Origin of the sequence: Candidatus Methylomirabilis sp. (assembly GCA_036000645.1) — a bacterium.
Classification (GTDB): domain Bacteria; phylum Methylomirabilota; class Methylomirabilia; order Methylomirabilales; family JACPAU01; genus JACPAU01.
The window spans coordinates 1-18,475 of record DASYVA010000038.1 but is presented as its reverse complement, the minus strand read 5'-3'; the positions used below and the strand labels follow the sequence as shown (position 1 = coordinate 18,475).

19 protein-coding genes are annotated in these 18,475 nt (G+C 69.5%); 14 read left to right on the top strand and 5 right to left on the bottom strand.

What is annotated here, in order from left to right; genetic code table 11:
• From VGT06_02155 to VGT06_02100, 12 genes are all read left to right on the top strand, one after another.
• Positions 1 to 571, top strand: a 571-nt coding sequence (locus VGT06_02155) for a succinate--CoA ligase (protein ID HEV8661936.1), incomplete at its 5' end; no start/stop codon positions are given.
• Between the two features lie 17 nt (positions 572 to 588).
• On the top strand, positions 589 to 1,584 hold the full coding sequence (locus VGT06_02150; GenBank protein HEV8661935.1) for an NAD(P)-dependent oxidoreductase: 996 nt from the start codon (positions 589 to 591) through the stop codon (positions 1,582 to 1,584).
• Positions 1,568 to 2,461, top strand: a complete 894-nt coding sequence (locus tag VGT06_02145; protein ID HEV8661934.1) for a CoA-binding protein — start codon at positions 1,568 to 1,570, stop codon at positions 2,459 to 2,461. Before VGT06_02150 ends, VGT06_02145 begins: the two co-directional genes overlap by 17 nt.
• 37 nt (positions 2,462 to 2,498) lie before the next feature.
• Entirely contained in the window at positions 2,499 to 2,756 is a 258-nt protein-coding gene (locus VGT06_02140; GenBank protein ID HEV8661933.1) for a 4Fe-4S dicluster domain-containing protein, read from the top strand.
• 3 nt (positions 2,757 to 2,759) lie between these two features.
• On the top strand, positions 2,760 to 4,130 hold the full coding sequence (locus VGT06_02135; protein ID HEV8661932.1) for an MmgE/PrpD family protein: 1,371 nt from the start codon (positions 2,760 to 2,762) through the stop codon (positions 4,128 to 4,130).
• Positions 4,131 to 4,246: 116 nt separating this feature from the next.
• The gene (locus VGT06_02130; protein HEV8661931.1) at positions 4,247 to 5,188 is read left to right on the top strand and encodes an ATP-binding cassette domain-containing protein; all 942 of its coding nucleotides are present in this window, start codon (positions 4,247 to 4,249) and stop codon (positions 5,186 to 5,188) included.
• A 1-nt stretch (position 5,189) separates the two neighbouring features.
• The gene (locus VGT06_02125; protein ID HEV8661930.1) at positions 5,190 to 5,957 is read left to right on the top strand and encodes an ABC transporter permease; all 768 of its coding nucleotides are present in this window, start codon (positions 5,190 to 5,192) and stop codon (positions 5,955 to 5,957) included.
• Between the two features lies 1 nt (position 5,958).
• Positions 5,959 to 7,398 (top strand): GldG family protein, encoded by a 1,440-nt coding sequence (locus VGT06_02120; GenBank protein HEV8661929.1) that lies wholly within the window; start codon positions 5,959 to 5,961, stop codon positions 7,396 to 7,398.
• A complete protein-coding gene (locus VGT06_02115) occupies positions 7,395 to 9,131 on the top strand; it encodes a DUF4340 domain-containing protein (protein HEV8661928.1) in 1,737 nt (578 codons plus the stop codon). The genes VGT06_02120 and VGT06_02115 overlap by 4 nt, the downstream gene beginning before the upstream one ends.
• 15 nt (positions 9,132 to 9,146) lie before the next feature.
• Positions 9,147 to 10,928, top strand: a complete 1,782-nt coding sequence (locus VGT06_02110; protein ID HEV8661927.1) for a TrkH family potassium uptake protein — start codon at positions 9,147 to 9,149, stop codon at positions 10,926 to 10,928.
• Between the two features lie 2 nt (positions 10,929 to 10,930).
• Positions 10,931 to 11,617 carry a TrkA family potassium uptake protein gene (locus VGT06_02105; GenBank protein HEV8661926.1) on the top strand — a complete coding sequence of 229 codons (687 nt, stop codon included), beginning with the start codon at positions 10,931 to 10,933 and terminating at the stop codon, positions 11,615 to 11,617.
• Positions 11,614 to 12,078, top strand: coding sequence for a hypothetical protein (locus tag VGT06_02100; GenBank protein HEV8661925.1), 465 nt, complete (start codon positions 11,614 to 11,616; stop codon positions 12,076 to 12,078). Before VGT06_02105 ends, VGT06_02100 begins: the two co-directional genes overlap by 4 nt.
• A gap of 212 nt (positions 12,079 to 12,290) precedes the next feature.
• Here VGT06_02100 and VGT06_02095 read toward each other — a convergent pair whose 3' ends face one another.
• The 5 genes from VGT06_02095 to VGT06_02075 all read right to left on the bottom strand — a co-directional run bounded on the left by VGT06_02095 (position 12,291) and on the right by VGT06_02075 (position 16,766).
• A complete protein-coding gene (locus VGT06_02095; protein HEV8661924.1) occupies positions 12,291 to 13,013 on the bottom strand; it encodes an ABC transporter ATP-binding protein in 723 nt (240 codons plus the stop codon).
• The gene (locus VGT06_02090; protein HEV8661923.1) at positions 13,003 to 13,713 is read right to left on the bottom strand and encodes an ABC transporter ATP-binding protein; all 711 of its coding nucleotides are present in this window, start codon (positions 13,711 to 13,713) and stop codon (positions 13,003 to 13,005) included. The genes VGT06_02095 and VGT06_02090 overlap by 11 nt, the downstream gene beginning before the upstream one ends.
• On the bottom strand, positions 13,713 to 14,633 hold the full coding sequence (locus VGT06_02085) for a branched-chain amino acid ABC transporter permease (GenBank protein HEV8661922.1): 921 nt from the start codon (positions 14,631 to 14,633) through the stop codon (positions 13,713 to 13,715). The genes VGT06_02090 and VGT06_02085 overlap by 1 nt, the downstream gene beginning before the upstream one ends.
• Positions 14,630 to 15,508, bottom strand: coding sequence for a branched-chain amino acid ABC transporter permease (locus VGT06_02080; protein HEV8661921.1), 879 nt, complete (start codon positions 15,506 to 15,508; stop codon positions 14,630 to 14,632). The genes VGT06_02085 and VGT06_02080 overlap by 4 nt, the downstream gene beginning before the upstream one ends.
• A 70-nt stretch (positions 15,509 to 15,578) precedes the next feature.
• Positions 15,579 to 16,766 carry an amino acid ABC transporter substrate-binding protein gene (locus VGT06_02075; GenBank protein HEV8661920.1) on the bottom strand — a complete coding sequence of 396 codons (1,188 nt, stop codon included), beginning with the start codon at positions 16,764 to 16,766 and terminating at the stop codon, positions 15,579 to 15,581.
• 299 nt (positions 16,767 to 17,065) lie between these two features.
• Between VGT06_02075 and VGT06_02070 the strand changes: the two genes are divergently transcribed.
• A complete protein-coding gene (locus tag VGT06_02070) occupies positions 17,066 to 17,467 on the top strand; it encodes a hypothetical protein (protein HEV8661919.1) in 402 nt (133 codons plus the stop codon).
• Between the two features lie 301 nt (positions 17,468 to 17,768).
• Positions 17,769 to 18,475 (top strand): twin-arginine translocation signal domain-containing protein (locus VGT06_02065; GenBank protein HEV8661918.1); only part of this gene is annotated, 707 nt, incomplete at its 3' end.

Here is an 18,475-nt window from a genome sequence, read left to right as displayed (position 1 = left end):
GGAGATCGACGACGACGCCCTCTTCCGTCAGCCGGACCTCGAGCGGGTCCACGGTATCCGGCGCCGCGACGGATCCGGACGCCCGCCCACGCCGCTCGAGGGCGAGGCCGCGCGGATCGACGCTCTGGACCACCGGGGGGTGGCCGGGCGCGTGATCGAGTTCGACGGGGAGCTGGGTCTCCTCATCGGGGGCGGGGGGGCCAGCCTGGCCGCCTTCGACGCCATCCGCCGCCACGGCGGGAGACCGGCCAACTACTGCGAGATCGGGGGGAATCCCAGCGTCCGGAAGGTCCAGGCCCTGACCGAGCTCCTCCTGCGCAAGCCCGGCGTCAGACGCCTCGGCGTCATCATGAACGTGGTCTCGAACACCCGAGTGGACCTGGTCGCCCGCGGGGTCATCAAGGGATGTCTCGCGGCGGGGCGCGAGCCGCGCGCGACGATCAGCGTGTTTCGGGTCCCGGGCTCCTGGGAGGAGGAAGGGGGGAAAATTCTCCGGAAATACGGCATCCCCTTCTGCGACCGGACGGTCTCGATCGACGAGGCCGCCCGGCTCGCCGCCCGGGCCCACTGACCGAAGCGAGGAGCGCAATGAAGATCACCCGGGAAACGCCCGTCGGCCTGATCGGCCTCGGCCACATGGGAAGGGGCGTGGCCGAGAACCTGCTCAAGCACGGATTCCGCCTGACGATCCATGAACGGAGCGAGCGGGTGCGCCAGTGGGCGGCCGGGCGGAGCGGGGTGCATCTCACCCCCTCCCTCCGGGCCCTCGGCGCAGCGAGCAAGGTTGTCCTGCTCCTGGTCACGGATCACCGGGCGGTGAACGAGGTCCTGTACTCCGCCGAGGGGATCCTCGCCGGCCTCCGCGGCGACAGCCTGGTCATCGACATGACGACGGGCGATCCCACCGCCGCCGTCGAGAACCACCGCAAGGTCGCGAAGCGGGGGGTGCGGTTCCTCGAGGCGCCGATGACGGGTGGCGCCGTCGGCGCGCGGGAGGGCACACTGCTGCTGATGGCGGGGGGCGACCGGCGTCTGTGTCGGGACTGCCAGCCCCTGTTCTCCGCCATCGCGCGGAAGGTGGTCTACGCCGGGGGCCCCGGCCAGGGGATGACCGTCAAGCTCCTGCAGAACCAGCTCTCCTTTACCCTCTTCCTGGCCACCTGCGAGGCGTTCTGGATGGGGAGGACCCTGGGGTTCGAGGAGTCCTTGCTCCTCGACGTCTTCCAGAACAGCAACGCCCGGAGCTACGAGACCGAGCTCCGGTTTCCCCGGTTCATCGTTTCGGGCACCTTCCAGTCGGGCGCCGCAATCAAGACCGGCTACAAGGACCTGAAGCTGATCACCGACCTCGAGCACCGCCTCGGCATGGACCTGCCCCTCGCGACCACCATCCGGCGGTACTGGGAGGCCGCCATGGACCGCGTGGGGGGCGACGCTGACTTCAGCCGGATCTACCAGTTCGTGAGCGGCAAGAAGGACCTGAAGACGCTCACCGCCCGCCTGCGGACGGCAAGACCGTCTCGCGGGCGCTCGCCCAGGACGGTGGGCGCGCGCCGAGGCACGCAGAGTGGCCATCCTCGCTGACGAGAAGACGCGGATTCTGGTGCAGGGGATCACGGGGCGCGAGGCGGCCACCTTCGTCAGGGACAGCCTGGAGTACGGTGCGAAGGTCGTGGCGGGCGTGACCCCGGGCAAGGGGGGTGGCGCGGTCCACGGGGTGCCCGTCTACGACACGGTGGCCGCCGCCCTCGCCGAGCACCCGGCCGGCGCCACGGTCATCTCGGTCCCGCCGGCGGCGGCCCGGGCCGCCGCCCTGGAGGCCCTCGCCGCCGGGCTCCGCCTCCTGGTCATCGTGACCGAGCGTGTCCCCCGCCGGGACGTCGCAGAGATCCTCTGCGTCGCGCAAGAGTGCGGGGCCACCGTGGTGGGACCCAACTCCCTCGGGATCCTCTCCCCGGGGAAGACCAAGGTGGGAATGGTGGGGGGACCGGCCGCCGACGTGCGGAAGGCCTACGCGCCGGGGCCGGTGGGGATCCTGTCCCGGAGCGGGGGGATGACGACGGAGATCGCCAACCTCCTGACGCAGCACGGCATCGGCCAGTCCACCTGTGTGAGCATCGGGGGGGATCCCCTGGTGGGCTCAACCTTCCGAGACCTCCTCCCGGCCTTCGCGGCCGATCCCGAGACGGCCGCGGTCGTCCTGTTCTGCGAGCCGGGGGGGACGGCGGAGGAGGCGGTGGCCGGGCAGGTCAGGGCCCAGGGCCTCCCCCTCCCCATGGTGGCCTTCGTTGCCGGCCGCTTCGCCGACGAGATCCCCGGGGTCCGCTTCGGCCACGCCGCCGCCATCGTGGAAGGAGAACGGGGGAGCACCCGGAGCAAGATCGCCGCGTTCCGGGAGGCCGGCATCCCCGTGGCGGACGCCTTCTCCGACATCGTCCCGATGATCGCGCGGCTCCTCTGAGGGGAGTCCAGATGGCCAGAGGCTCGGAGGGGAACGGATGAGCACGGCGGCCGAGGCCGCCCGCGGGATCTTCGTCCGCGTGGAGGTCAGCGAGGAGCGCTGCGTCGGCATCGCCGCCTGCGGGAAATGCCTGCCGGCCTGCCCGGTGAGTATCTTCATCCCCCGGGGGGACCGGATCGGGGTCCAGGAAGAGGACGAGTGCATCCTCTGCGATCTGTGCCTGCAGGCCTGTCAGCCCTACGATGCCATCCGGATCGTGAGGCTCTACGAGGAAACCCCAAGCGACCGAGGGTGAGCGATGACCAGGACGATCGCTGAGCAGCTCGCGGCCTTCACCGAACTCCTGGACGGGGAGGCCCTGCCCGAGGACGTCCGGCGCATGGCCCGGTGGTGCCTCCTGGACTGGCTCGGCTCGGCGGTGGCGGGGGCCAAGGCGAAGCCGACCGCCATCCTGCTCGACGTCGCCCGGGGGCTGGGCGGGACGCCCGAGGCCACCCTCCTCCCGGACGGCTCCAGGACCTCCGCTCCCCTCGCCGCGCTGGTGAACGCCGGCGCCTCCCACGTGGTGGAGATGGACGACCTGCACAAGCAGGCGGTCTTCCACCCGGGCGCCACCGTGATCCCCGCGGCGTTGGCGGTGGCGGAGCGCGAGGGCGCGTCGGGGACGGAGCTCCTCGCCGCCATCGTGGCCGGCTACGAGGTCGGGATCCGCCTCGGGGAGGCGGCGGGCCAGCGGCACTACGACTTCTGGCACACCACCGGGACCTGCGGCACCTTCGCCGCCGCGGCCGCCGCGGGCAAGCTCCTCGGCCTGGACACCCGGCGCCTCGCCGCCGCCTTCGGGAGCGCGGGGACGGTCGCCGCAGGCCTCTGGGAGTTCCTGGTGGACGGCGCCATGTCGAAGCAGCTGCATCCGGCCAAGGCGGCCCACGACGGGATCCTCTGCGCCCTCCTCGCCGAGCGGGGCTTCACGGCCGCCACCCGGATCCTGGAGGGGGAGAAGGGATTCCTCCGGGCGATGGCCCAGGGGGGGGATGCCGCCCGGCTCACCGAGGGGCTGGGGAGCGGGACGTTCCGGATTCTGGCGACCTCCTTCAAGGCTCACGCGGCCTGCTACCACATCCACTCCAGCATCGACGCCGCCCTGTTGCTCCGGGAGCGGCATCGGCCCGACCCGCAGAGCATCCGGTCGGTGACCGTCCGCCTCTACGGCGCCGCCTACCGGCTCCTCCAACCGGTGCAGCCGACGAGCCCCTACGCGGCCAAGTTCAGCGTCCCCTACTGCGTCGCCACGGCCCTCCTCCACGGGGCCGTCGGTCCGGACGCGTTCACGGAGGCCCGCCTCGCCGAGGAGGCGATCCGGGCCCTCCTCGCGAAGGTCCGGCTGGCCCACGATCCGACGCTGGACGGGGCCTACCCCGAACAGTGGCCCGCTGTCGTCGAGCTCGAGACGACGGCCGCCACCGACACCGTCCGGGTGGACATCCCCCGGGGGGATCCCGCTCACCCCACGAGCGAAGTGGACCTCCTGACCAAGTTCAACACGCTGACCGCAGCCCTCCCTCCGGAGGACCGCCGCCGCCTGGCGGAGACGTGCCTTGCCATGGAAAAGATCGAGAACGTGGCCGCCGCTCTGGAAGGCTTGAAATTTTCCGCGCCGCGGCTATAATCCGAAGCGCGTGACGCATCGCCGGGCGCCACTTCCCGGCTCCCCCCGGCCCCGCACCGCGCGCGGCGGGGGGTTTTATTTGCCCAGGCCCTGTCGGACATCCCCCGGGGGGCAGCATGATTGAGGTGGAGGGGCTCACCAGGTTCTACGGCCCGAAGGCCGCCATCGAGGAGGTCTCCTTCGAGGTGGCCAAGGGGGAAGTGGTGGGATTCCTGGGGCCCAACGGGGCCGGCAAGACCACCACGATGCGGATCCTGGCCTGCTTCATGCCGCCGACCAGCGGCACGGCGCGCGTCGCCGGCTTCGACATCGGGAAGGACTCGCTGGAGGTCCGGCGCCGGATCGGCTATCTGCCCGAGAGCGTGCCCCTGTACGGGGACATGACGGTCCGGCAGTACCTCACCTTTGCGGCCGAGGCCAAGGGGGTCTCCCGGTCGGAACGGGCAACGCGCGTGACCGGGGTCACGGAGCGGTGCCTCCTCGCCGACGTCCTGGACCGCCTGATCCGGAACCTCTCCAAGGGCTACCGGCAGCGGGTGGGACTGGCGCAGGCCCTCGTGGGCAACCCGGAGGTCCTCATCCTGGACGAGCCGACGTTAGGCCTGGATCCGAAGCAGATCATCGAGATCCGGAGCCTGATCCGGGACATGCGAGGGGAGCGAACGGTGATCCTCTCGACCCACATCCTCCCGGAAGTCTCCATGGTCTGCCAGCGGGTCATCATTCTCAATGAGGGCCGGATCGTGGCCGTGGACACGCCGGAGAACCTCAACCTGCGTCTCCAGAAGTCCAGCCGGATCCTCCTGGAGGTGGAAGGCCCGGAGGAGGAGGTGCGGCGGACGTTGGCGGGCGTGAAGGGCGTCCTGGCGGTGGCCCCCCAGGAGGCGCGGGACGGCCGGCGCCGGTTCCTGGTGGAGACGGAGCGGGAGCAGGACCTCCGGAAGGACCTGGCCCGGGCGGTCACGAGCAAGGGGTGGGGGCTCACGGAGCTCCGGCCCGTGGATCTGACCCTGGAGGACATCTTCATCCGGCTGGTGACGCGCGAGCAGGAGGCGTGAGATGGGGGTCGCGGCCATCTTCAAGAGGGAGCTCCGGGCCTACTTCGCCTCGCCCGTGGCCTACGTCGTCATGGCGGTCTTCCTGGCCCTCTCGGGCTACTTCTTCTGGGGGTTCCTCGCCCGGTTCACCTTCTACAGCATCCAGGCCTCCATGAACCCGGCCTTCGGAGGCGGCCTGAACATCATGGAGTTCGTCCTCGGACCCCTCTTCCACAACATGAGCATCGTGATGCTCCTCATGATGCCCCTCTTCACCATGCGCCTCTTTGCCGAGGAGCGGAAGTCGGGAACCATGGAGCTCCTCCTCACCTACCCCGTGCGGGACGCGGGGATCCTCCTGGGGAAGTTCCTGGCAGCGGTCGTCCTCCTCTTGTGCATGCTGGCCCTCACCGCCATCTACCCGATCCTCCTCACGGCGTGGAGCAGCCCGGAGCCCCTCCCGATCCTGGCCGGCTACCTGGGGCTGATCCTGATCGGCACCGCCTTCCTGAGCCTGGGCCTCTTCGCCTCCGCCCTGACGGAGAACCAGATCGTGGCCGCCGCGCTGGCCTTCGGCGCGCTCCTGCTCATCTGGGTCATCGGGTGGTCGGCCGACCTGGCGGCGGGCACGGTGGGGAAGGTCCTGGGGCACCTGTCGTTCCTGAACCACTTCGAGGCGTTCGCCCGGGGGGTCATCGACACCAAGGATCTCATCTACTACGTCAACGCGACCGCGGTCTTCCTCTTCCTGACCCTGAAGGCGGTGGAAGCGCGGCGGTGGAGGGCGTGAGATGGCCGAGGCACCCGAGCGCGTGACGCAGGCGGCGGCCCGGCGGCGGCGGACCGCCTACGGGCTCAACACGGCGCTGGCCGTCCTCCTGCTCCTCGCGATCGTGACGCTGGTGGAGGCCCTCTCCTACACCCACAACCGGCGGTTCGACCTGACCGAGGGCACCCGCCAGTCTCTCTCCGACCAGTCCGTCAAGGTGCTGCGGGGGCTCACGCAGCCGGTGAAGGCCGTGGCCTTCACGACGCCGGACCGGGGGGACCGGGCCTTCCTGGAGAACCTGCTCCGGCTCTACGCCTACCACTCGGACCAGTTCACCTTCGAGTTGGTCGACCTGGACCGCAACCCGGCCAGCGCCAGGCGGTACGGGGTCAGCGCCCCGAACACGGTGGTCATCGAGAGCGGGGCCAAGGAGGAGAAGGTCCTTCTCCCTACCGAGGAGAAGCTGACCAACGCCCTCCTGAAGGTGACCCGGGAGGGCAATCGGGTGGTCTACTTCCTCCAGGGCCACGGCGAGGGCGAGGTGAGCAACACCGACCGGCCCGGCTTCTCCCAGGCGCGGGACGCCATCCAGGGGGCGAACTACGAGGTGAAGGAGCTCCTCCTGCTCCGGGAGAAGGATGTCCCGGAAAACGCGGCGGTCCTGGTGGTGGCCGGCCCGAAGCGGGACCCGCTCCCCGCCGAGCTCACGGCGCTCGAGCGCTATGTGCAGCGGGGGGGGAAGCTCCTCGTCCTCCTGGACCCCTACCAGGCCCCGGCCCTCGCCACCCTCCTCGAGAACTACGGGATCCGGTCGGGCCGGGATGTCATTGTGGACCGCCTGAGCCGCGTGCTGGGCGGGGACTACCTCATCCCGGTGGTGACGCAGTACGAGAGCCATCCCATCACGAAGGAGTTCACCCTGGCCTCCTTCTTCCCCTTCGCGCGCACCGTGGACGCCGCCCCAAGCCCACCCCAGGGCGTCACGGTCCAGGTCCTCGCCCGGACGGGGGAGGGCTCGTGGGCCGAGACCGACCGGGAGACCCTCAACCGCGGTCAGGCCCGCTTCGACGCCGGGAAGGACCGGCGGGGACCCGTTCCCGTCGGCGCGGTGGCCACCGTGGAGGTCAAGCCCCCGGCAAAGAAGGGGGAGGCGAAGGCCGCGGCCGAGGGCGACGCGGCCGGAGGCCGGAAGGCGCGGATCGTGGCGTACGGGACCGCCGCGTTCGCCTCCAACAACTACCTGAACCTCTCCGGAAACCGGGACCTCTTCCTGAATAGCATCTCCTGGCTGGCCGAGGAGGAGGACCTCGTCGGCATCCGCCCCCGTGAGGCGAAATTCACCCCGGTGATCCTCACCGCCGGCCAGGGGCAGGCAGCCTTCTGGATCGGCGTCATCCTGCCGCCCGCCGCGGTGCTCTTGGTGGGCGTCGGCGTCGGGATCCGGCGGAGGCGCGCGCGGTGAGGGTCCGCACCACGCTCCTGCTGGCCGGCCTCCTCCTGCTGCTGGCAGGGTTCTACTACTACGCCGAGGTGAGGGGGGGGTGGCCCTCGAAGAAGGAGGGGGCCAAACTCCTCGACGCGACCACCGAGGCCGTCCAGGCGGTGCGGATCACGGGGCGCGACACCGTGCTGGAAGCCGTCCGCGGGGAAGGCGGATGGCAGCTCACCGCCCCGATCCGGGACCGGGCCGATGCCGGCAAGGTGGACGGCCTCGTCCAGGAGCTGCTTCGGGCGACCGTCGAGCGGAGCTACGACCTCCCCGACCAGGACGGAAAGGAGTACGGCCTGGCCCTCCCGGCGTACACCCTCGCGCTCAGCCTGAAGGAGAAGGCGGAGCCGATCCTCCTCGAGATCGGGGACCGGGCACCGAGCGGTCTCAGCGTGTACGCGAGGCGCCCGGGCGAGGGGAAGGTCTTCCTGGTCCCCTCCAGCGTCCGGTCCCAGGCCGAAACGCGGCCCGCCGACCTCCGGGACAGAACCGTCCTCGCCGTGGAGCGGGACAAGGTCCAGCGGATCACCCTCGCCCGGGGGGCGGCCACGGCGACCATCGAGCGGGAGGGGAAGACCTGGCGGCTGACCGGGGCCGTGCGTGGGCGGGGCGACCCGACCAGGGTCGAGGGCCTTCTGCGCGAGCTGACCGGTCGCGGCATCAAGGAGTTCGTGGCCGAGGCTCCGGGCGACCTGCGGAGCTACGGGCTGGCCCCTCCCGTCTCCCGGATCGCCCTCACCACCGACGAGAAGGTGCCCCCGCAAACGCTCCTCCTCGGCCGGACCGACAAGGCCAAGGCGGGCGTGTATGCCACCCGGGGCCCGGGCTCCCCTCTCCTGCTCCTGGAGGACCGGGTGGCGAAGGCCGTCCCGGGGCGCCTCCTGGACCTCCGGGACAGGACTCTCCTGCTCTTCTCGCGGGAGCAGGTGGAGGGCGTGAGCCTCGCTTCCCCGAAGGGGGAGGTGGAGCTCTCGCGCACCGACGGGAAGTGGGAGATCGCGAAGCCCGAGCGCCTCCCGGCCGACCCGAGTGAAGTGGACCGGATCCTCTCGGATCTCACCTTCGCCCGCGCCCAGGAGTTCCTGGCCGATCCGGGCGCGGACCTGAAGCACTTCGGCCTCATCCCTCCCGCCCTCACGGTGACCTTGAAGGAGCAGGGCAAGGAGCCGGTCCGCCTGCTCCTGGCTGCGCCCGAGGAGGGGCGGGCGACCGCGGCGGTGGAGCCGGAGCGGAGCGTGGTGAAGGTGGAGGCCCGGCTCTTCACCGACCTCAGCAAGGGGGCCTTCGACCTCCGGGACCGCCGCCTACTCCCATTCGACACGGGCGAGGTCGGCTCGCTGAAGATGACGAGTGGCGAAGCCACGCTCATCCTGGAGCGGCGGGGGGGGCGCTGGGGCTTCCGTTCCTCCGAGGCGGGCGAGGTGAAGCCCTTCCGAGTCCTCGAGGTCCTCGACGCCCTGCGGGACCTCAAATGGATCGCCGTGGCGGCGGAGCGCGCCGAGGACCCCGCCGCCTACGGACTCGCCCCGCCCGCCCGGGAGGTCACCCTCTGGAAAGCGAGTGGCGACTTCCTCGGCACGGTCCGCTTCGGCAGGCGGGAGGGGGAACGGGTGTTCGCCCAGCGGGAGCGGGACCCGCGCATCTACGCCATCCCGGCCGCGGCCCTGGACAAGCTGCCCACCTCCGCCGCGCCCCTCACCCGGTAGAACACCGGAGGTCGCATGGCCCGCCGGGCCCTGGTCCTGTTCCTCCGGGCCAGCGACATCGGGAAGCGGAAGCTGCGTCTCGCCGCCCCCGCCCTCCTGGGCCCTTCCCTCCTTCTCGAAGCGGCCCCCGACTTCCCCGGCCGGGGTCTCGTGCAGGGCCTCCTGAGCCTGGCCATCCCCCTCCTCTACTTCGGCGAGGACCTGGAGAAAGCCTGGCGCAGCCCCTCCCCGCTCCGCCATATCCGCCAGCGCTGGCTGGACCTGCTCGTGCTGGCCACCGTCGGCATCTTCGGGCTGCAGCGCGCCTCCCTGCTGCTCGACCCCGGAGCCTTCGGGACCACCGGCGCGATCCAGCGCCTGGTCTTCTACAGCACCGTCTTCTACACCGCCGCCCTGCTCAAGCTCGTCACGCGGGCCCGGCAGGCGGTGGACTTCCTCGCGCACCTGGACCTCCGCCCCTCCCAGACGATCGCGGTCTCCTTCTTCGGCGCGGCGCTCCTCGGCAGCCTCCTCCTGACGCTGCCCCAGGCGACGGTCTCGGGGGTGGGGACATCCTTCGTGGATGCGCTCTTCATGGCCATGTCGGCCGTCTGCGTGACCGGCCTCGCGGTCCTGGACATCGGCAGCCAGTACACCCTCTTCGGACAGCTCGTGATCCTGGCCCTCATCCAGGCCGGCGGGCTGGGAATCATGACGCTGGCCGCCCTGGCCACCGCCCTCGCCGGGCGACGCCTCCGGGTCCGGGACCAGGTGGCGCTCCAGGGCGCGCTGGACGCGGAGGCCATCGGGACCATCCGGCAGATGATCCGGGCCATCGTCTTTTCCACCTTTCTCGCGGAGGTCCTGGGCAGTGGAATCCTCTTTCTTCGGTGGCGCGCTGAGGGCCCGGAGCCCTGGCACGTTGCGTACCGGGCCGTCTTCCATTCCATCTCCGCCTTCTGCAACGCCGGGTTCTCCCTCTTCGCCGACAGCCTGGTCCGCTACGCAGGTGATCCCATTAGCGTCCTGACCTTCACCAGCCTCATCATCCTGGGAGGGCTCGGCTTTCCCGTCCTGGCCACGCTCAGCGACCTGTTCCGGGAGAGACCGCTCTACCGCTTCGAGGCGCCGGTCCGCCGGGGGTGGAAGCGCCTGACCCTGCACACCAAGGTGGCGCTCACCGTGACCGCCGTCCTCCTCGTCGCCGCCATGGCGCTCCTCCTCATGCTCGAATGGGGGAACACGCTGGCCGGACGGCCGTTCCCGGAGAAGCTTCTGGTCGCGTATTTCCAGGCGGTCACCCCCCGCACGGCCGGCTTCAACACGGTGCCGATCGCGGAGTTGGCGCCGGCGAGCCTCTTCCTTCTGATTCTCCTGATGTTCATCGGGGGTTGCTCGGGCGGAACCGCGGGCGGGATCAAGACGACGACCGTCGGGGTGATGACGGCCACGCTCCAGGCCATCCTCCGGAACCGGGACCGGGTGGAGCTCTTCGAGCGCACCATTCCCCAGGGGCTGGTGAACAGGGCCACGGCCGTCACCCTGGTCGCGCTGGCGGCGGTGGCGCTGGCCGTCTTCGGATTGGCCTTGACGGAGTCGGGACCGTTTATTAGCCTCGCGTTCGAAGCCGTGTCGGCCTTCGGCACGGTCGGGCTGTCTATGGGAATCACGCCCTCCCTCACCGACGCGGGCAGGTTGATCGTGACCGCCACGATGTTCGTCGGGCGGATCGGGCCCCTGACCTTGGCGCTGGCCCTGGCCGAGCGCCCGGCGGCAGCGCAGGTGACCTACCCGACGGACCGGGTGATGATCGGTTAGCGATGAAACAGATCCTCGTGGCTGGGCTGGGACGGTTCGGCGAGGCGCTGGCCCTCACCCTGGAGGAGGCCGGGGTGGAGGTCATCGCCGTGGACACCGACCCGAATCACGTGGAGGCGGTGAAGGACCGGGTGACCCACGTCGCCCAGCTGGACAGCACCGATCTGAACGCGCTCAAGGCCATCGGCGCCGAAGAGGTGGACGCGGCGGTGGTGGCGATGGGGAAGGACTTCGAGGCCTCCGTCCTGACCACGGCGGCCCTGAAGGAGCTAGGCATCAAGCGGATCGTCGTCCGGGCCAACACGGCGCGGGAGGCCCGGATCCTCCGTCTCGCGGGGGCGGACCGGGTCGTCTTCGTCGAGCAGGAGATGGGGCAGCGTCTCGGCAAGGCCCTGGTGGGGGAGTCGGTCCTGGACCACATCGCCCTTGCCGAGGGCTACGCCATGATCCAGTGGGCCATTGACGAGCGCCTGACGGGGAAGACGCTCGGGGAGTCGCAGCTCCGCACCCGGCACCGGGTGAACGTTGTCGCCATCAAGAAACGGGAGGTCACGAAGGGCGAGGACGGCAGCGAGCAGGTCCGGGAGCGCCTCGACCCCGTGCCCCACCCCGAGTACCGCTTCGCTCCCGGGGACATCCTGGTCCTGGTGGGCAAGGAGTCGGATCTGGAGGCCCTCACGGAAGCGTGAGGGCCGTGGGGGCGCCGATGGACGCCGCCCCACTCCTGCAGGACGGTCTCTTCCGGCCGCACCGGACGACGCCGCGACAGACGACCCGCCGGCTCCAGGCAGCCGCCCGGGACGTCCGCGACGCCCGCCGCCTCCTAAAGGGCGATCCCGCCTGGGCGGCCGCCCTGGCCCTCCAGGGGGCGCTGCAGGCGCTGCGGGCGCTGGCCTTCCACGCCGGCCTCCGGCCGGCGGCGGGCGCCCGGGAGGAGGATGCGGTGGGCCAATTTGCCCAGGCCGCCCTCGGCCCGCAGGCCATGCTGGAGGTGGCCTTCCTCCTCCGGGTCGGGCAGGCCAAGCGCCGGGCGGCGGACCCGGCGCGCTACCGGGTCGCCCCCGGGGACGCGGCGGCGGCGGTCGCGAGCGCCGAGCGCTTCGTCCGCCAGGCCCGCGAGCGCCTCAGCATCCAGCCCTCCCTCTGGTGAACCCCTCCGCTAATACACAGAAACGACGTAAGTTGTGTCACGCAGCGTCCGGGTGGCGCCGGATGCCGCCCAAAGGCCCCCGTAGCGGAGGGGGGTCCCATCGGCCCTGGGCCGATGGGGGGAACCACGGGAGGGTTCCCCAGGGGGGCCGGGGGCCGGGGCGGCGCCGGCGCCAGGACCCGGACGGTGTCAGGCGAGTTCTGTCGTTTGGATCAGCCGCCGAGGTACAGCCGCTTGACCTCGGGGTCGTTCAGCAGGTCTCCGCCGGTCCCCTCGAACCGGTTCCGCCCGAGCTCGAGGACGTAGCCCCGATCCGCCACCGAGAGGGCCTTCGCGGCGTTCTGCTCCACCACCATCAGGGTGTAGCCTGCCCGCTTCATCTCGACGAGCCTCTCGAAGATTAGCGTCACGAACTTCGGGGAGAGCCCGAGGGAGGGCTCGTCCAGCAGGATCAGCCGGGGGCTGGTCATCAGGGCCCGGCCGATGGCCAGCATCTGTTGCTCTCCGCCGGACATGGTCCCGGCCTTCTGGTAGCGCCGCTCGGCCAGGATGTGGAAGAGCGCATAGACCCGCTCCAGCGCGTCGTGCACCCGCGACCGATCGGACTCGATGTAGGCCCCCATCTCCAGGTTCTCGAGCACGGTCATCTGCGGGAAGACGATCCGCCCCTGGGGGACGTAGGCGAGCCCGAGCCGGAGCGCCTCGTACGGCGGGAGGCCGGTGATCTCCTTCCCGTCGAAGAGGATCCGGCCGGACGTCGGGTGCAGGAGTCCCACGATCGTCTTGAACGCGGTGGACTTCCCCGCCCCGTTGGGGCCGATGACGCTCACCATCTCCCGGGGGCGGACCTCGAGCGTGACCCCGTGGAGGATCTCCATCTTCCCGTAGCCGGCGTGGATCCCGTCGGCCCGGAGGAGAAACCCGTCACCGGCCAAAGTAGGCCTCGATCACGCGCGGGTCGCCCTGGATCGCCTCCGGCGGGCCCTCGGCGATCTTCTCCCCGTAGTCGAGGACGAAGATCGTCTCACAGAGCCCCATGACGACCTTCATGTCGTGCTCGACGATCAGGATGGTCTTCCCCTCGTCCCGGAGCCGGGCGATGGCCGCGAGCAGCTCGTTGAGGAGCGTCCGGTTGACCCCGGCGGCGGGCTCGTCCAGCAGGATCAATTCGGGGTCCGTCATCAGGACCCGGATGAACTCCAGGAGCTTCTGCTGGCCGTAGGAGAGGTTCCCGGCGTATTCGCCCGCCAGCCGCTCGAGGGTGACGAAGTGGAGCAGCTCCCGGGCGCGGCGCACGGCCGCGTCGAAGGGCTCCCGGGTCACCACCAGGAGGTTCTCCAGGGCGGTCAGCTCCGGGAACACCCGGATGATCTGGAACGTTCGCCCGATGCCCCGGAGGGCCACCTGGTGGGCCTTCAGCCCGTCGATGCGCTTCCCCTTGTAGCGGATCTCCCCCTCGTCCCGGGGCTCGAGCCCGGTGATGCAGTTAAAGAGGGTGGTCTTCCCCGACCCGTTGGGGCCGATGAGGCCGTAGATCTTCCCTGGCGCGAGGGCGAGCGAGCAGCGGTGAACGGCGGTCACCCCGCCGAAGCGCTTAGTGACGCTCTCGACCTCGAGGACCCGACCGTCACGCATCACAGGGTCCGCGGGAGACGATAGCGTTCCTGGAGCACCCCCAGGATCCCCCTGGGCATCAGGAGCACGACGAACACGATGATGGCTCCGAACAAGATCTGATGCAGGTAGAGGAATCGCGTCCAGACCAGTTCCTGGAAGACGAAGAGCGTCACGGCACCCAGGACCGGGCCCCAGATGGTCCCCTTGCCGCCGAAGAGGGCCATCACGATCATGGTGATGGTGGTGAGCAGCTGGAAGACGCTGAGCGGCTCGATGTACCCCTGATCCCGGGCGAAGAGCCCCCCGACCACGCCGGGCATGAAGGCCGACAGCAGGAAGGCGTAGAGCTTGTAGCGGGCGGTGTTGATACCCATCGCCTCCGCCGCGATCTCGTCCTCCCGGATGGTCATCAGGCGCAGGCCGAAGCGGGACGTGATGATGAGGGAGGCAAGCGCGGTCACGGCAATGGCCGCGAGACCCATGGCGTAGTAAATTTGGACGCTCGCATGGAGCGTGGGGAGGGAGAGCCCCGAGCCTCCACCCGTGAGCCCCTCAAAGTACGAGACGAGGACCCGCATCACCTCGTTCAGGCCGAGCATGGCGATGGCGAAGTAGGGCCCCTTGAGGCGGAGGCACGGGTAGCCGATGATCAGCGCCAGGAGCGCGGCCGCGACCCCGCCCCCGATGGCGGCCGGAACCCAGTGCCACCCATGGGTGGCGACGAGGATCGCCGTCGCGTAGGCCCCCGTGCCGAAAAAGGCCACGTGGCCGAAGGAGACGTAGCCGGTGAGGCCGGAAATCAGGTTCCAGGACTGGGCCAGGGCGACCCACATGAAGAGCTGGAGCATGAACCGGATGCCGTACCCCGTGGCGATCGTGGGATAGAGCGCCAGCAGGAGAAGCCCGAGGAGGAGCGCCGCACGGAACCCCCACTTCATCGCGCCCGCCCTCCGAGCAGCCCCGTGGGGCGCAGGAGGAGAACTACGACCAGCAGGACGTAGGCCACGGCCTCGGAGAGCTGCGTAGTGAGGAAGAGGGAGGAGAGCTGCTCGACCAGGCCGAGCAGCATCCCCCCCAGGAGCGCGCCCGGGTAGTTCCCGGCCCCTCCAAGGACGATCACCAGGAACGACTTGAACGTATAGACCTGCCCCATCTCGGGCTGGATGGCGAACATGACCGCCACCAGGCTGCCGCCTGCCGCCGCCAGCGCGGAGGCGATGCCGAAGGTGTAGAGGTGGATCCGCCGGACGTTGATCCCGCAGACCATGGCCACCTCCCGGCTCTGGGAGGTGGCGCGGATGGCCTTCCCCAGCTTCGTCCGCTGGAGGAACCAGTAGGCGAGGGCCGTGATCGCCACCGCGAAGGCGAAGGCAACGAGCCGGGACTTGGAGAGGGCGATCCGCCCCACAAGGTAGGCGCCGGTGAGGAACTCCACCGAGCGGACATCGGAGGTGAAGGCCAACTGGACACCGTTGACCAGGGCGATGGAGATCCCAAAGGTGAGGAGGAGCGAGGAGAGCTCCGGGGCGTCCACGACCCGCGTGACCAGCGTCCGCTGCAGGAGGACCCCGAGGAGAAACATCAGCGGCATGGAGACCAGGAGGGACAGGTACGGGTTGACTCCGAGGAGGTGGAAAAACCAGTAGGTGGTGTAGGCCCCGAGCGTCAGCAAGGTCCCGTGGGCCACATTGATCACCCGCATGACCCCGAAGATCAGGGCCAGGCCGAGGGCCACCAAGGAGTAGAGGGCCCCGGCCAGAAGCCCGGAGACGACCACCTGGGCAACCATCGCGGGGGTGATGGTGACGCCCACAGCTCCTCCCGAAACCAGCGGCGCCCGCCGGAGAACCGGCGGGCGCCGTCCTGCTCAGCCCCTCATCCGCCTACCGCTCGCTCCATGCCGGAGTGGGGAACCGCGCCTTGCCTTCCGCCAGCTCATCCGGCCAGACGATCACCTTCTTGCCGTCCTGCCACTGGAACGTGACCATCTTGTGGGAGATCTGGAACCCCCCATCGTCCACCTTGAAGCCGCCGTACACCGTCGTGGTATCCATCTTCAGGATCTCAGCGCGGATCTTCTCCCCGTCCAGCGAGCCGGCCCGGCGGATGCCTTCCACGAGGACCTGGCAGCCAGCGTAGCCGCCCGCAGAGTGGTAGGAGAGGTCGGCCCCGGGGAACTCCTTCTTGTAGGAGGTGATGAATTCCTTCGATCCGGGATAGGGCAGCTCGGCTTCCCACTGGGTGGCGCCGTAGACGAACTCGGAGTTCTTCCCGAGCAGCTCATAGAACTTGGGCAGGTCGCCGCCAACGGTTACCCCGTACAGCTTGGGGTTCACGTTGAGCTCTTTCATCTGGCGGGTGATTGCCACCGCGTCATCAAAGTAGGTAGCCGCCCCGAGCACGTCGGGGTTCGCCGCCCGGATTTTCGTGAGCAGGGCGGAGAAGTCGGTGTTGCCTTTGGGATAGCCCTCGACGAAGACGACCTGGAGCCCCTTCTGCTTGGCCAGCTCGATCGTCCCCTGGATCGTGGCTTTCGGGAAGAGGGTGTCCTCGTTGACGAGGGCCACCGTCTTCAGGCCCCGCTTCGCGGCCATGTCGATGAGCCCCTCCAGGTACACCTCGGCGGCGGACTGGACCATGAAGATGAATTTCCGCCCCTTCTTGAAGATCGAGGTGGTGGAGGCCATGGGGGCCACCATCGGCATCTTATACTTCTCGGTCACGTTCGCCACGGCCTCGGTGATCGCCGAGGAGTAGGGCCCCATCACGGCGTCCACCTTATCCTCGGTGATGAGCTTCTCGTAGAGGCGGACCCCGGTGGCGGGCTGGGACTGGTCATCGTAGAGGACGAACTCCACCTTCCGCCCGAGGACGCCGCCCTTGGCGTTCACGTGCTTGGCGCAGAGCTGGTAGCCCCGGTTCTGGTTCTGGCCCAACGCCGAGTAGGTGCCCGTCAACGAGAGGGAGGCGCCGATCCGGATCGGGTTCTGGGCGGCCGCCGCCCCCACCAGCGCAGCCAGCAGCGCCAGGGCCACGGTCCCTGCGAAAAGCCTCTTTGTAGGTCGTGTCATGCCGCGTCCTCCTTCACATGGGTCGAAGCGGAGAAGTAATGATCAGCCGTCGTGGCGTGGTAGGAAAGGCGCTTCACACATACCTGCTTTCCGGGCCCGTGTCAAGGGCGCCGAGCGGAGGCCCTCATCCTGCCGAGCCTGAGCACGGCCCTGCCCACTCTCTGGAGGCTCTCCCTGCCGAGCCCCTGATAGGAAGCCGCCCCGCCGCGGACCTGGATCAGGGGAGGGGGGGCGCCGGGGCTTGCCAGCCGGAACCGGGGGTGCGATACTCGTTCCGCGCGGGAGGATCCGCCCCCGCAATGGTCGGGCGGACCGTCCTGGCCGCGGGAGACCCGATGGCAGAGGACAAGTGGGCGCCCAGCGTCGAGCTGGAGCTGGCGCTGGTCAACCTCCTCGGCCCGAAGTACAAGCGCTTCGCCGATGAGCCGCTGGATCCCGAGAAGCTCCGGGTCGCCCTCCTGGAGGCAACGGACGCCCTGGAGCGGAAGCTCAAAGAGGCCGGCGCGGGGGAGGGGTTCCGCCACCGGTGCGGGGAGGGGCTGGAGCTGTTCCGCCACGAGGCAACCAAGATCTGGGCAGAGTCCAACAACGAGTGGACGCTGGTCGCGAGGCTCCTGAACCTGGCCTGTCTCCTCCTGGACTATGACTGGACCACTGACACCAAACGGACGCCGGGGCTCGAACGCTGGCGCAAGCGCTGACTGACGTTTTTGGGCTTGACACCTCCGGCTGGACCATAGTACGCATATTTCGTAATACCCCTTGCCTGTGTTCCTTGTCCTGATCGCTGGTTCTCCGCTATTCGACTGACCCACCGTGGTTGAGGAGGCCACTTTGGCCTTGCACCAGCTATCGTGGTGGGCGGGAAACGTAGGAAGCGTTCGCACCCTGGCGGGCTCACCCGTCGCGGGGCATCCCCGTGACGCGCGTGGGCCCTTCGTGTTTCTAGAGGGTGGAGTGCGTCGGCGAAGGGCGACCGACTAACTAGCGCGGAGGCCATCCATGGAACTCTCGCGGCGGCATTTCCTGAAAGCGACGGGTGCGACCACGGCAGCGCTGGCCGCCGGCCTGGGCTTCGACCTGAAGCCGGTCCACGCCTACGCCCAGTCGCTCCGGATCAAGGAGGCGAAGGTCTTTCCGGGCGTCTGTCCCTATTGCGCGGTCGGGTGCGCCCAGTTGATCTATGTGAAGGATAACAAGATCATTGACATCGAGGGCGACCCGAACACGCCCCATACGGAGGGCGCGCTCTGCCCGAAGGGCTCCTCGACCTATCAAATCTCTATTAACGAGCGCCGGATCACCAAGGGCCTCTACCGGGCCCCGGGCTCGGATCGGTGGGAGGAGAAGCCCCTTTCCTGGATGATGGAGCAGGTCGCGGAGCGGGTGAAGAAGACCCGGGACGCCACGTTCGTGGAGACGGAGAAGGGGATCACGGTCAACCGGACCGACGGACTGGCCTGGATGGGCTCCTCGGTCCTGGACAACGAGGAGAACTACCTGATCGCCAAGCTGGCACGGTCCCTCGGGATCGTCTACCTCGAGAACTCGGCCCGCGTCTGCCACTCGGCCACGGTGCCGGCTCTCGGCGCGACCTTCGGTCGGGGCGCGATGACCACCAATCTGATCGATGTCATCAACGCCGACGTCATCATGCCCACCTCCAACTGGGCGGAGTGCCACCCGGTCAGCTACAAGTGGGTGATGAA

What these genes read in the sequence shown, in the direction of transcription:
- VGT06_02150 (HEV8661935.1), top strand. Translation starts at nt 589, where the DNA reads ATGAAGATCACCCGGGAAACGCCCGTCGGCCTGATCGGCCTCGGCCAC.
- VGT06_02140 (HEV8661933.1), top strand. Translation starts at nt 2,499, where the DNA reads ATGAGCACGGCGGCCGAGGCCGCCCGCGGGATCTTCGTCCGCGTGGAG.
- VGT06_02135 (HEV8661932.1), top strand. Translation starts at nt 2,760, where the DNA reads ATGACCAGGACGATCGCTGAGCAGCTCGCGGCCTTCACCGAACTCCTG.
- VGT06_02130 (HEV8661931.1), top strand. Translation starts at nt 4,247, where the DNA reads ATGATTGAGGTGGAGGGGCTCACCAGGTTCTACGGCCCGAAGGCCGCC.
- VGT06_02125 (HEV8661930.1), top strand. Translation starts at nt 5,190, where the DNA reads ATGGGGGTCGCGGCCATCTTCAAGAGGGAGCTCCGGGCCTACTTCGCC.
- VGT06_02120 (HEV8661929.1), top strand. Translation starts at nt 5,959, where the DNA reads ATGGCCGAGGCACCCGAGCGCGTGACGCAGGCGGCGGCCCGGCGGCGG.
- VGT06_02110 (HEV8661927.1), top strand. Translation starts at nt 9,147, where the DNA reads ATGGCCCGCCGGGCCCTGGTCCTGTTCCTCCGGGCCAGCGACATCGGG.
- VGT06_02105 (HEV8661926.1), top strand. Translation starts at nt 10,931, where the DNA reads ATGAAACAGATCCTCGTGGCTGGGCTGGGACGGTTCGGCGAGGCGCTG.
- VGT06_02090 (HEV8661923.1), bottom strand. Translation starts at nt 13,713, where the DNA reads ATGCGTGACGGTCGGGTCCTCGAGGTCGAGAGCGTCACTAAGCGCTTC.
- VGT06_02085 (HEV8661922.1), bottom strand. Translation starts at nt 14,633, where the DNA reads ATGAAGTGGGGGTTCCGTGCGGCGCTCCTCCTCGGGCTTCTCCTGCTG.
- VGT06_02075 (HEV8661920.1), bottom strand. Translation starts at nt 16,766, where the DNA reads ATGACACGACCTACAAAGAGGCTTTTCGCAGGGACCGTGGCCCTGGCG.
- VGT06_02070 (HEV8661919.1), top strand. Translation starts at nt 17,066, where the DNA reads ATGGTCGGGCGGACCGTCCTGGCCGCGGGAGACCCGATGGCAGAGGAC.